The sequence below is a fragment of the Scytonema sp. PCC 10023 genome, assembly GCF_963920835.1.
GTDB lineage: Bacteria > Cyanobacteriota > Cyanobacteriia > Cyanobacteriales > Nostocaceae > Kalymmatonema.
In genome coordinates this window covers 94,176-107,838 of sequence record NZ_CAWUDP010000021.1, presented here as the reverse complement: position 1 = coordinate 107,838, position 13,663 = coordinate 94,176, and the positions used below count along the sequence as shown (strand labels likewise).

Annotated in this window: 9 protein-coding genes and 1 tRNA gene; 3 read left to right on the top strand and 7 right to left on the bottom strand. The window is 42.5% G+C overall.

Annotated features, from left to right (window positions below):
• Positions 1-1,135 precede the first annotated feature (1,135 nt).
• Complete coding sequence (locus ACM0OZ_RS15140) at positions 1,136-2,017, top strand: hypothetical protein (protein ID WP_414583639.1); 882 nt, start codon at positions 1,136-1,138, stop codon at positions 2,015-2,017.
• A 266-nt stretch (positions 2,018-2,283) separates the two neighbouring features.
• Here ACM0OZ_RS15140 and ACM0OZ_RS15135 read toward each other — a convergent pair whose 3' ends face one another.
• The 4 genes from ACM0OZ_RS15135 to pds form a co-directional block, all read right to left on the bottom strand.
• The gene (locus tag ACM0OZ_RS15135) at positions 2,284-3,618 is read right to left on the bottom strand and encodes an ABC transporter substrate-binding protein (RefSeq protein WP_414583638.1); all 1,335 of its coding nucleotides are present in this window, start codon (positions 3,616-3,618) and stop codon (positions 2,284-2,286) included.
• 173 nt (positions 3,619-3,791) lie between these two features.
• Positions 3,792-3,883 (bottom strand) — tRNA-Ser (locus ACM0OZ_RS15130).
• 120 nt (positions 3,884-4,003) lie between these two features.
• Complete coding sequence (gene crtB, locus ACM0OZ_RS15125) at positions 4,004-4,936, bottom strand: 15-cis-phytoene synthase CrtB (RefSeq protein ID WP_414583657.1); 933 nt, start codon at positions 4,934-4,936, stop codon at positions 4,004-4,006.
• An 85-nt stretch (positions 4,937-5,021) separates the two neighbouring features.
• Positions 5,022-6,470 carry a 15-cis-phytoene desaturase gene (pds, locus tag ACM0OZ_RS15120; RefSeq protein ID WP_414583637.1) on the bottom strand — a complete coding sequence of 483 codons (1,449 nt, stop codon included), beginning with the start codon at positions 6,468-6,470 and terminating at the stop codon, positions 5,022-5,024.
• Between the two features lie 764 nt (positions 6,471-7,234).
• Here pds and ACM0OZ_RS15115 point away from each other — a divergent pair.
• Positions 7,235-7,954: a hypothetical protein gene (locus tag ACM0OZ_RS15115; RefSeq protein ID WP_414583636.1), complete on the top strand. Its 720-nt coding sequence runs from the start codon at positions 7,235-7,237 to the stop codon at positions 7,952-7,954.
• 21 nt (positions 7,955-7,975) lie between these two features.
• On the opposite strand, the gene ACM0OZ_RS15110 is transcribed toward ACM0OZ_RS15115, so the two are convergent.
• Positions 7,976-9,703: a protein kinase domain-containing protein gene (locus ACM0OZ_RS15110; RefSeq protein ID WP_414583635.1), complete on the bottom strand. Its 1,728-nt coding sequence runs from the start codon at positions 9,701-9,703 to the stop codon at positions 7,976-7,978.
• Between the two features lie 208 nt (positions 9,704-9,911).
• Positions 9,912-10,751, bottom strand: coding sequence for an alpha/beta fold hydrolase (locus tag ACM0OZ_RS15105; RefSeq protein ID WP_414583655.1), 840 nt, complete (start codon positions 10,749-10,751; stop codon positions 9,912-9,914).
• Between the two features lie 663 nt (positions 10,752-11,414).
• Here ACM0OZ_RS15105 and ACM0OZ_RS15100 point away from each other — a divergent pair.
• The gene (locus ACM0OZ_RS15100; RefSeq protein WP_414583634.1) at positions 11,415-11,591 is read left to right on the top strand and encodes a hypothetical protein; all 177 of its coding nucleotides are present in this window, start codon (positions 11,415-11,417) and stop codon (positions 11,589-11,591) included.
• Positions 11,592-11,852: 261 nt separating this feature from the next.
• Here ACM0OZ_RS15100 and ACM0OZ_RS15095 read toward each other — a convergent pair whose 3' ends face one another.
• Entirely contained in the window at positions 11,853-13,115 is a 1,263-nt protein-coding gene (locus ACM0OZ_RS15095) for an extracellular solute-binding protein (protein WP_414583633.1), read from the bottom strand.
• Between the last annotated feature and the right edge of the window lie 548 nt (positions 13,116-13,663).

Here is a 13,663-nt window from a genome sequence, read left to right as displayed (position 1 = left end):
ACTTTCGGTTGGTTGAGAAAACAGAAGATTGGAGAATGAAGAGCATATTGAGAGTTCATTAACACCCTGATTTCACTATTTTCATCCATTTGTGTACAGCACCTATTCCGCAGCAAATGAACAGTTCTAAAAGAAACTTAAATGCAAATTATAAACTTTTAAAAGATTTGTCGCTCGCCTAAGAGCACTGTGCACGGCGCGATCGCTTGTTAGGCGGTTCGGCAAATCTTTCTCGCCTCCAGCGCAGCGCTTTGCACAGTCAACATCTCATTTGACCACCAGAGAATCAAGATACTTAATCAAACTGAACTTTTATATAGCCGATACAATATTTGAAACTTAAGTTCCTGAGGAAAGAGTTTGCTTTCGCTCTCGATTTTTTAGGGGTATTGACGGCTTGTTTAAGTGCAATTCTCCAGTGCAACGGCTACAAACTTGAATGACTAAGTGATAACTTATCATGGATATATAAAGAATAATAGTCACTTTACAAATTTTTCATGAAAAAGCATAGGCTATTCAGTGCATATACAGTCACTATCAGTCTAAAATTTAGTGATATTAGAGAATTTGAGTTGATTGTGTATACTAATCACTCATATATGAAAATTCTGTGAAGTAATTCTTGAAAAAGCAATGTGCTTTTAAGCACATTGCTTTTTCAAGAGTTTATTTACGTAATTACCGTAGAGGTTATATATGCTGTGTGCTTAAAGACTTTTGCACACGGAAGTTTTACCAAAGTCAGTAGTTTGAGCAAACCTGATAAACAGCTAAAACGCATTACAGCCAAGCTTTCTACAATACCCAGTCAACTCGATTTTTATATTAGCAAACTAAAGTTGAAGCGTAGAGTTTGCCTTGATTGCTTTAAATTTTTGTTGGCTATGATTCGTAGCAACCTTGCATTTATTACCAATTTTTCACTCTTATAGCATACAGATATTTTTCGTCATCTGTCAAACTAAGTACAAATTTTTTAAATTTCTGATTTCAAAATTTTCGTGAGTTTAGTCAAATTGAGGATGTAGGAATTGATTTTTTGATGTTAAATGTTGAATATTGCCAAAAGTAGGCTAAAAGCCAGAGAAAGCCTTATTTATTGAGTGAGGCAATATTTTTTGAGGAGTGAATTATGAATACTATTATTTCTCGCAAGAATGTATTTGTGTTGCTGAGTTTATCAGCTATGGCGGTTCTGGGAAGCAGCTTATCTGCTAGTGCGCAAACGGTAGATACTAAAAGCACTCAGCAGTTAACCGAGTCTTCCGGAACTGAAGCGTCTTTTAATCAGGTAAGTGTTGAAGTAGAAAATTTCTACCCACAAGCCTTTACTCCGACTTCGGTAGAATTCACTGTCGCAGAAGATAATTCAGCGCCAGTGTCAAATATAAACCAGTCGCAACAGCTCTTAACTAGCACGCACCAGGAAACTGCCAAGAGCGTGGTAAAGCCTGTTCCTGGGACAACAGCAACTTCATCTGCGGCACTTCTTGCAGACCCCCAAAATGCCCAGAATGATGAAGCCCCAAAACCATCTGCTTCTAAGGTGGCACAATCCGATATTAATATCGATCCAGGCAGACCAACCCGTGGCGGCTCAAGTTATATCGGAATAGCAGGAAATATCGGTCTGGGTGGTGACTCTGCTCTAGGCGACGCTAATTTTATGGTTATCAGTAAAATCGGGTTGACAAATGCTATATCGGTGCGTCCAGGGGCAGTGATCGGAGGCGATCCTGTTATTCTACTTCCGGTCACTTATGACTTTTCATTTAACCCGTTATCAGATGAGTTTGCTGAACCGTTACCTATTGCTCCTTACATTGGAGGTGGCGCAGCTATTAATACAGGTGATGGTACTGAAGCCGCTTTCCTACTAACTGGTGGAATCGATGTGCCTATAACGCCTCAATTTACGGCAACAGCAGCTGTGAATGCGGCATTTTTTGATGATACCGACATCGGTTTGTCGATAGGAGTTGGTTACAACTTTGGCAGTTTGTTTGGCTCGTAAAAGGATATTAAGTAGAGACGTGTCATGGCGAGCCAGCGCTGCAGGAGGAGCGCTAGCCATGCAGGCGGGTCTCCCGCCGTAAATGACTGGCGTTGGTCTCCCTCCGGAGCCACCCCCGTGCGGAGGTTCCCTCCGCCCTTGGGGAGTGCCGTCAGGCGACTGGTGAGTCCAGTCCTGTTCGCGCAGCGTGTCCGAAGGACATAGGCGGGTTTCCCGCCGTAGGGAACTGGCCAACCCGAAGGGCGTCGCGTCTCTACACCTAACTTTTATTTCGTTGGGCTAACTTTGTCAATCGTCTTCATTTTGCCGTCGTCCCCAACTTCCCAGACATCGTAGATACCGATGACATCGCCGTTTTCGTCAACATCTACGTTGCCACTGGCTCCCTGGTAGTTAATATCTTTACCTTCTTTGAGTAACTTTAGTCCCTCACAAACATCAGTCACTTCTGTTCCAGGGGCATTGGCAACTTCACGAATTTTGCTGGCTATGGCAACACCTGTATTTTCTTTGGCGGCTTGTGCTGCTAACGCTAGCAAGGCGGCAGCGTCCCAACCTTGAGGAGCAAATTCTCCTGGTGGAGATCCTCTTTTGGACTGCCAAAGTTTTGTAAGTGCCTCTAATGCTTTGCCGTTGGAACCCGGTACTGTGCCGATAACTCCAGAAACGATATATTTACCGTCATTGGTTTTGCCAACTTGCCCAGGAAACTCATTTGACTTCATGCCATCTGTCAGCATGACTTGTACCCCTTGCAGCAAACCTTGCTGGTAAGCTGCTTTTATGAGTAAACTACCTGTTTCTACGTAAAAAACGCCAAGGACTGCATCAGGCTTACCAGCAAAAGCAGCAGATGCTTCAGTTTCAAATGTGGTTGCTTTGGGATCGTAACGGATGGGATTGTTTTTATTAACAACGGTTCCCCCCAATTTTTCAAAAGCTTGGACAAATGCTTTTTCAAAACCTACACCGTAATCGTTGTTGATGACGACGGTGGAAACTCTTTTATAACCTCTTTTATTAGCAAGTGCGGCTAAAGCTGGTCCCTGATAACTATCAGGTGGAACAGTACGTGCCCAAAAGCCATTAAATTTACCTTGTTTCGCCTGTTCAGTAAATACGGGGCTAGTGCTACCTGGAGAAACTAACATAACTTTATTTTGGGCAGCAATTGAAACAGCAGCAGTAGTAACGCTGCTGGCAAAAGAGCCAACGACACCTGCAACCCTATCGACTGTTGCTAGTTTAGTCATACCAGCAGCACCGCCTTTGGGATCGGTTTGGTCGTCTACCGCAACAAGGGTCACAGGTTGACCGTTGACGCCGCCGCAAGCGTTAACAGTTTCCACAAGGAAGGGGATTGATGGTATAATTTGCTGCCCGATGGAAGCCAAATCCCCAGTTGCTGGTAGTAGGGAACCAATTTTCAACCCATTGCCACCGCCACTGGTCGCTGTTGTCGTTGAGCCTGCGGGGGTGGCACTCCCTCCATTACCAGTACCACCTGCATTATTTGGGGCAGTGTTGTCACAAGCGGCTGCCAGGAAACCAACTGCCAGGGTAGCCAAAGCCACAGCCAAAGCAGTATTTATCTTTTGCATATATTGAGTTTTACTCCTCTTTTTTTTGCAGCCTAAAAGTAAAATTCAAATTTGATAATGAATTAAATTCTTTTATGGCTCCAGAAAATAAATAATAACATCCCCCTAGAGGAGTAAAAATGTTTCTCTGATCTATGCCTAGAGTGTTATTTTGGTTTTTTCTGCTTTATCAACGGAGAAGGAGGGATTCGAACCCTCGGTACAGCCTTACGAACTGTACAACGGATTAGCAATCCGCCGCTTTCGACCACTCAGCCACCTCTCCAAGGTCATGGTTATTAATAGTATCAAACTCTAAGTTTGAATGTCAATACCTATGTGCCGTTTGTCATTTGTCATTTGTCATTTGTCATTTATCGGGACAAATGACAAAATGACTACATCTTTATAGCACTTGTGCCCGCAACCATGCTACTGGCAAAGTGCCTAATTTTTGCAATCTGGGCACGTAGGCACGCTGATTGAACACATCATAATTGTTGCGTTCAATAACTTTAAGAATTCGACTGTAATGCATTAGAGCCGCCCATACAGGCAATCGTGCATCGGCAGACAGGTGACTTATTCCCTTTTCAGCCTTGGCGTAAAACTGGCGCGTCCGTGCTATTTGGAAGCGCATCAGCGCCCGCCAGCGCTCATCCACCACTCCTTTCAACAAGTCTTGTTCAGTGTAGTTAAACCGCGCCAAGTCTTCTTGAGGAATGTAGATCCGCCCCCGTCTTGCATCCTCGCCTACATCCCGGAGGATATTGGTGAATTGACTGGCAATTCCTAAGGCAATTGCTTCTTCTGTAGGAATATAGGGCTGTTTGTTCTGGTTCCAGGGAGAAGAGTCTGGGGAGGTCTCTACCCCCATGATTGCTGTTGACATTAAGCCTACAGTGCCAGCCACACGGTAACAGTAGAGGTATAACTCATCAAAGGTTTGGTAGCGACTGCGGTATAAATCCATGCGCTGACCGTCAATCATATCCCGAAAGGGCTGGATATCCATCGGGTATTGGTGGAGGGTATCCACCAATGCAACATCGAAACTGTCTACTGGGCGTCCCGCAAAAATGGATTCCAGTTGCAGCTCCCATATATCGAGAGTTTCGGGTGTGGTCATGCTAGCCACAGGACCATCCACCAGTTCATCTGTACGGCGACACCAAGCATAAATTGCCCAAATATGCTGGCGCTTTGCCTTGCTCATCAGCAGTGTGGCAAGGTAAAAAGTCTTGGCATACTTTGCTGTGAGATGGCGACAAAGTTGATATGACTCGTCTACAGAGACCAACGTTTTCATGCATGGGGGAGAATCAGGCAGTTGCAGCATTCGTTGCAGGCTGAAGGGTTTGCGTTTGCAGGCTGTTAGAATTTGCCACCGGATGTGCTTCAGCAATCGCTTAGCGCGTCCTAACCTAACGCCCAAACGCCTCAAGAGGTGTTTGCCTCGTTCCAAAGGAACCAGGGAGGGGCTGTTCTTGTGAAAACCCCTCGGCAGTATTACGGACGATCGCCTGCGCTGTCAGCTTACCAGAAAGTACGGCACCTTCCATACTCCCTAAGTAACGTTGCATTGTGTAACTCCCTGCCAGGTAGAAGTTAGCAACTGGAGTCACTTGTGAGGGACGGTACTGTTGACGACCAGGCGTTGCTGTGTAAACTGAGCGCGGCGTCTTAACGACATGATATTTTAGCAACTTTGCTGGATTGTCTCCCCCAAAATGGTCGGGAAACAGCTTTTCTAGTTCCGCAAGAGTTGCCTGCAAAATCTCTTGTTCAGATTTGGCAATCCAATCTTTTGCGGGAGCTAGGACTAGTTCCAGCATTGAGCAGTCGGGGTTGGCGTATCCACGGCAGGTGTTGCTCATATCGGCATAAACGCTCAGCAGGGGCGATCGCGAAAATAACAGGTTATCAATATCTGTAAGTTTACGGTCAAACCACAACTGCAAGTTTATCACCGGTACCCCCTCTAAACCTTCCAATTTTTGGAAAAATTCTATTTTTTTCCAGGGTGCAGGTAGTAAAACCTTCATTACGTCTACTGACATTGCCGAGACGTACAAATCCGCAGTTTCTATATAATCTTCGCCATTTAAACCTCGAATTAGAAAATGCTTCACCGTGCCATCCTCGTTGAGCACGATTTCTTTGAGGGGCGCATTCAACTTCACTTCGCCACCGCGTTCGGTAATGTAATCCACCATCGGCTGGCATAGCCGTTCTGTCGGGGAACCGTCCAGAAAAGCCATTTTCGAGCCGTTCTTCTCTTGAAGAAAGCGATTGAGAGCTGTCAGAAGAATTGTTGCCGAAATTTCATCAGGATCTATGAAATTCAGCGCCTTGGACATGGCGATAAATACTTCTTTTTCTACTCGTGGAGGAATGTTTTGCTTTTTCATCCATTCGGACCAAGAGTACTTGTCCATCTTTTCTACGTACCTTTGCCCTAGAATCATCGCTGGTATCAAGCCGATACCAAAGCGAATCTTCTCTGGCCATGTGAGCATATCGTTATTCCGTAGAATAGCTGCTATACCATTCCAAGGCGCTGGCAAATTTGGAAAATCAAAGCGACTATAAGTCCCTGGATTATTGGGCTGGTTGAAGATCAACGAGTGTTCTTTCCACTGCAATCTGTCTTCAATGCCCAGTTCCTTCACCAGCTGCAACATATTGGGGTATGCCCCAAAGAAGATGTGCAACCCTGTTTCATACCAGTCGCCGTCTTTGTCTTTCCACGCTGCTACCAAACCCCCCAGTACGTCTCGGCTTTCTAAGACAATAGGAGTGTGACCTGCATCGGTGAGATATTTGGCACAAGAAAGCCCTGCTAAACCCGCTCCGGCGATCGCTACTCGCATTTAACCTTACTGTTCTTCAATATTTCTTAATCGTTTTCTGGTTTTCATTATACTTTGCAATCCGTTACATTTAGCAGATTCTAGATCATGGCTTTTTCAGGAGGGGAGGCGAAGCGTCTCCTCTGAATTTGGGGGTTGGGTTGAAGTTAGACAAAATGCTCGCCCTTTGGGGCATTATTTGGCGTACTACTAGTAAACAAAGAAGAAACAAGACATAAGAAAATAGGATTTAGGTACTTTACAAAATCATCATGCTGTGGTAATAAATGATTTGTCTCTGACGCTGTTGCATTATCCTAATTTGCTCGTTGCCAAAATTCACATTAGTATATAAATACTACGTAGGGTCTTGGAAAAAACAATTTTTGTCTTTTTTGATTGTTTTTTTTTCACTCTTCATTGTTCATTCTTTTTTTCTACCAAAAAGTGGGTTCAGCGCTGCTGTTTGTGTCAGTGCTTAATGTCTTGCAAGTCAATAAATTTTAGGAACAAATTATTATACAAGAACCCAGTTTCTCAAGATTTATAAAACTCATCCTGAAACCTTGACGGATAATATGTAAAAGAAGTTAAGGAAGCGGCAATACACTTGGTGAAAGTCATATAATTTAGTATCAAAAGTTACAGATTGTCAATACGATTTGGCTCTAAAAAATAACTTTTGTTAAGTTTTCGTCATAAAAATGTAAACGTTATTTGTCTGGCGTAAATTTTCTTGTTATATAATACTGGAAAAAAACTATATTAAAGAGGATATTAAAGCTGTGCGTGATGATTTGCAAGGATTGGAGATTAGTCAAAAAGAACTACAAAAATTGACTGATTTGCCTATAAACGATGAACTTATAATTCTTATTCATCCTATAAAAAGATCCGTTAGTCGATTTATAAAACAAGCGAAAGGACCTGAGGGCGCTACCGTAGTTTTTATTGGAGTTACTATACTAGTTTTTAGTCATGTTACATTTGATCTCATTATCCGACTATTTGCTAATTGGGTAACAATACCTTCCTGGCTCCTATTCGTAATATTTACTTTGTGTTTTGGAACGGTTACACAAGTTTTCTTATATGTTTTATGGAAACAAAGAACTAGCACTGTCAAAAAAAATATTACACATTCGCTGAAGGTTCTCCTAAATGATGTTGATAGATATAATGCCGTTATCAAAGCAATAGATATCAATGATCAAATAGAAGCGGCAGGTAATCCTGGAGTGAGTTTAAAGGAAAGAAAGAAAGTGCTAGAAGCACTAAAATTGACAAGAAATGATTTAGTTCGGGCATTAAAAACCGAAAGAATTTTAAGAGAGAATAAGAAGTTTATTGTGAGTAGAGCAGAATTATTTATTAATAATTTAGCAACCTTAACAGCAATGCAAGTGAGCGAACAGGCGACTGAACACGGGCGGTTGCTAAATGAAGCATTGCAAATTGCATTGGACGTGCAACAAGAAATGAGAAGTTTACAGAGTCAGGGCTAGAAGCCATATAGCAGGTTTCAGCTACAAATTGCTGGGTATTGTTTTAAACTTATCCAGTGAACCTAGTGAATAATCTTCTAACTTGAAATCAGCAAATGGTTTCTTCTCTAACCTATCCCTGAGCGCTTCATCCAGAATGACGCCTTCTGATTGTTTCCTCACGCCAATAATAATAATGCTTCTTTGGTATGCTGTTAAATCCTGATTTGCCTGACAGTCACTCCGCCGAAATTGACCTAGATTCAATAAGCGATATCCTTTAACGCTGGGAGTATTGCTAAATATTTTTTTCCCTAAAAGTTGTATTTGCTTAGAACGCTCAAAAGCCCTACGTTCTTCGGCTTCCACAGCACCCTCACAAGAAGCTGTTCCCACAGAGATAATCTCGGTTGGGTTTTGCATTATCCTGTGTATCCCTTCTTGTTCCAGATTTGACCTTAAGGCATCAATATTAATAATTTGGTCGTTATATTTGACTTGAAAATCGCTGCCCAAAAGCCATTTATATTCTACCGAAAGAACAGCTATGTTAAATTGAGCTATCCTGCCTTGACTGTCTCTTCCTTCCTCATAGGGAAAGTAATCTATCTTACCTTTTCTTTGGGGAGCTTGCCCATAATTTGGAATGGAAGCAAATTGTGGTGTTCTCGTCGCTAAAGCTACGACACCAAGAAATCCTAAAACCACCAGCAGCGCCGCAAACAGGGAAAGTAAAGGCACTTTTTCTGGCTGTTTTTGTTGTGGCGGTAATCCAGGTTGCGGCGGTAAAGTTGTAGTATTTGGCGGTGGCAATTGTTGTGTATTTAAACTTCCCACAACATTTACAGCAACGGTACTTCCACCCAGTTGCTGTTCAATCTCTGCTAGGCGTCGCAAAATTTCTTGGGCGTTGGCGGGGCGCTGACTCACTTCCCGCGCCATCAGCCAATCAATAAAATTTAACAGTAACGGTGAGACGTGAGTGGCATGATTGCGCCAGTCCAACATATTGTGGTAAGCATCGTATAAATCCAAGGGATGGTGTCCCGTCAGCAAAAATACAAAGGTGCGTCCCAAGGCAAAAAAATCTGATTGCGGTACAGCTAGACCATTCATTTGTTCTGGGGCAGTGTAGCCAGATGACATAATTGCCGTGATACCACCTGCACCACTGCTCACTTTGGCTAAGTACGTTCTTGTGACTTCCCTTGCGGTGCCAAAATCAATTAACACCAACTGCCCATCAGCTCTAATCATAATGTTAGATGGCTTGATATCTCGGTGCAGGTACTGCTTACCATGCACGAGACGCAAAATCTCTACCAGTTGTTTCAACCAGGCGATGGCTTGGTCTTGGGAAATGGGTCTATTCTGCTGCTGCTTTAGCCACCCCTCTAAGTTGGGACCCTCAATTTTCTCCATTGCAATGCAATGCAACACCAAACCCATTCTGGTCTGATACTGGAAGTAACTATCCTCATTGGGAATACCAGGATGATCCAACTGTCCCAATACAGCAGCCTCTTTTTGAAAGAGTTCTACTGCTTTCGCGTCGCTTGATAGTTCTTCTTTAAGAACCTTAACGATTTTGGGTGTGTCCTGTTCATAAGCCTCATAGACTTTGCCAAAGCCAGTTTTATCGCTGAGAAGGCGCATCACACGATAGTGCCCAAGTAATTCCAGCTGGGAACCACAACTTTGACAAAAACGGTTTTCATCATTATCTGGGTGGTTTGGTTGCGGGCAGGTAGGGTTTATGCACAAGCTCATGACTGGCAATGAATATGGTAGTGAGCGCAAATTATCTATCTAATGATAGTTGCAAAGATACTAAAGTTGCATAATTCTCCTTCCCCGGTGCCAAAGAATGACAGGCGGGAGGTGCCTGCAATGGGCGTAAAATGAGAGGCGCAGCCTCTGTGAAAGTATTCCCAGGTGCAACCTAGGAACGAGAGGAAACGCTCTCCCCATTACCCCATCACCCTCTATGCTCCTGCAAAAAAGTTTTTACAGTTTGGTTAAAAGCTTCAGGCTGCGTCAAAAATGCCCAATGATTGCCGGGAACTTGACAAATTCGTAAATTTTTCAGATAGGTTTTGTAAGGTTGGAGTTGCCAATCTTTGCGGTTAAGTCCTTGTTCTGGTTGTACGAAGAGGGTAGGGATGTGAATTGGGACTGTAAAACCGGGAACCTGCATCACTTCTTCAAAAATTCCGTCACGGGCTGCGATGGTAAATTTACTACCCCAACTTCCATCGGGTTTTTGTTCAATTCCTGCTTGAAAGACTTGCTGTTGTAAGCTACTCCATCCCTGGAATTGGTTTAACTGACGCGCTTGCTGTTCGGCTTCCTCGTAACTGGCAAATGGTCCCATGCTTTTGAGAAAGGACAAAAATTGGTACAAAAAGGGAAACGTTACCTTCAGGAAGCTGGGTATTTTCCAAATAAAAATTGGATCGATTAAAACTATACTCCGCAAACGCTGTGGATTGACTCTTGCCCAAATAACAGCTAGTTTACCTGTCCAAGAGTGAGCCACAATATGAGCAGACGACCATCCCAGGCTATCCATCAGTGCTTCTAAGTCGGCGATCGCACTCTCAAAACTGTAGTCCTTTTCTGGCTTCGTACTCTCGCCATGACCGCGCATATCCGGTGCAATTATATGATAATCTGGCGCTAGGTCATCTCCTAAGCTAGACCAAACTAAGGCGTGGTCGGCTAAACCGTGTAACAGTAGTAAAGGTTCTTGACCTTGGTTCCATTCTAAATAAGAAAGTTGGATATCAGGCTTCGATAAGGTTTGACGTACAGGCATCATAGCAGATTCACTTGATGAGATAAGTCGTCTCGTTTAAATGGTAATGCGAAGCAATGGGACGATTTGAATAGTTTCCCACATGAGAGCGTTTGTTTCCGGCGGGTACTTTCTATGCCAGGATATTCGTATCGTCATTCATAGTGGCGATCGCTGGCAGTGACTGTCAATGTATATGGTGTTAAATCATGTGCGCTTAATTGCCCATAATCTCGTAACAGCAGTAAACACCCTTCTTTATGGGCATGATGCCAGATATGTCAAAAGCCAGGGCAATGACTATCTTAAGTTACACACAGATGAGCAATTAACTCTATTTTGATTCTGATACCCCGTCCGCTTACGCCGGGGTAGTTCATTTTAAAGTAATAAAAAAAAGCAGCATCTATCAAAAAAAAAGACAATATTTATTGAAACCAAAAATGAAATGATACTTTCTGGTGTTGTGACTAAATGAAAACGCTTAATTACCCAGTCACACAGGTGACCCAGATTAAAGAGGCAACAGGCAACAGGCAACAGGCAACAGGCAACAGGGTCTTTGAAACGGGGATTTAAACCCCGCTTCAAACAGAGCTGCTTGTCAGCCGGGGTCTCTAACTCCCATTTGAAAAGCGGAACGCTCAACTGTTCCCCGTTAAGCGTTCCCTATTCCCTTCTTTGATGAAATCATTATCTAGACGGCAATTACTGCAAGTCGGAGCGCTCGCGGGTGGTTCTTTGCTGCTACCGCTCGCACTTCAATACCGCAGTTCTGCTCAAAATGCTCGCAGTCCGCAGAAAGATTATCAACAGATGGGTGTAGACCATATTATTCGCGAACACTTTTCATTAACTTGAGCTTTGAATTATTCGGTTCTGATACTTCCTCCACCCCTCAATAATCGCTATCAAAATGTTAACGAGCGGATTATCAACCGCTTCTTTAAATGCTTCCTTGGCGACCGAGAAGGGGGAGATCAAAGTATGCACCTTGGGGTATCCATCAACAGCGGTCAGTTGGTAATGGGGAGGGATGGAAGGAGTACTATAAATCAAAAATTAAAACAGATAAAACGCCTCCACAAATTACGCAAGAGAGGCGTTTTAAAGCTATCAAATTCACATTTTTGGAGCTACTCCTAACTCATTTAAAATGTTTTTTTCCATTTCTTCACGAATCTTTGGAAAGCCAGAATTGGGATAAGATAAACCTTTTTTAGTTTCTGATTCAATTACTCTGTAGTATGAATTTTGCCTTACTTCCGGCGTTTGAAACGCACTCAATGTTGCTGGAATTAGGTATCGAGGAATAGCTTTATTCCCAGCATCTTGACTCATTAAAATCCATTCGTGAGTTTGAGGTGCATTCATATATGCTACAAACTTTGCAGCAGCTTCTTGACAGGCTTTGTTGCAATCATTACGTAAAACAAAAGCGTCAACAAATAAGATGGGATTTTTTCTTTGTCCCAGTGGTATGGAACTTATTTTTACATCTTTAGTGTTAACTCCCTCTTTCAATATAAAATTTAGCCTTTCCGAATATCCAAAAAATGTATCTACTTTACCATCAGCAAAATTTTTGGCACTCAAATTAGCATCATTATAAGTTCCATCTAAGCATGGATTTTTTCCGTTGGTTACACATTCTTTAGAGAAATTCTTAAATGACTGCATGACAACTTTATCAGGATTGGACGTCGATATAGCCGAGGCAATTTCATCTAAACCATATGTATCAGCCCATGCGTCTAGATAAAGCGTAGGTAAATCCCAAGAGCCTGCCAAATCTCCTGCTACATTTGGTGTCTTTGGATTTACTTGATCGAGAGCGGGAAGAAGCTCAGTAATTGATTTTGCTTTTACAACTGACTTGTCGCGAGAAAAGATAAAGTTACCACAAAGCCAATGTGGAATACCATATACTTGATTATTGAGAGTTACACCTCTTTGACCTGCTGGATGCCAATCAGATTGGGTTGATGGAGCATTCCACGCTTGAATTAGATTTAATTCTACAAGGTCACCCAATAGCAAAGTGTCTATTTCTACAAGATGGTAGCCATTATTCGATGGAGATTCAGTTAGCCATGTCTTTAAAGTATCTAGCTCATAAAAACCATCGTCCTTAATAGGTTTTAGAACCAAATCAATGTCAGGGTTTTTCCCCTCGAATTCTGTCTCAATTCTTTGAAGCAGTTCTCTGTATTTATCGTTAGCCGCATCAGGAATATATGGGTACAATGCAACACGTAAAATATTTTTGCTAAGACTTTTTTGCGCTTTTCCATTATTTGGAAATGAAGCAATACTTAAACATGAAAGTAATATGGTCGAGAAAAGGCTTAAAGTTAACCAAGTACTCTTTTGGAAAAATTTCATTTTTAACCTCTAATCTATACTAAATAATTTAGATAAATATCATGATTCATAGCCTGTTTTCAACATGTATCCAAATTTGTTTATGAAGATGCAAACTTTTTAATATAACTTTTCACAAGAACTAAAATGATTGAATCAATAACCATAGACCTGCATCAGAGTGATTACCAGTCAAATAGTGGTAGTCAGTAGTGATTGGATGTAGTAGTAAGTGAGTGTATTCTAATTATGTTTGTCAAGAATATACCTCGTTGAGACGCATTTAGTTTTATATAAATGCAAGTAAAAGTAACTTATGCAGTTTTAAGAAACCCCATCACTTCATTTTCCCAGTACCCCTACTCCCGAGTACCCCTACTCCCGAGTACCCCCTCCACCGTCCCATAGCTCACCTTGGCATGCATAGGCGGGTTAACTTGGAAATTCGCAACACTAATTGAGAAAAAACCGCCTATGCATCCCTCTCCTAAAGTTCTGTACGGCGCTTCATGAGTACTCGGCAGAGTTGGTTGTCCGGTTTTGTCATGGTTTCACCCAACTGACATCAC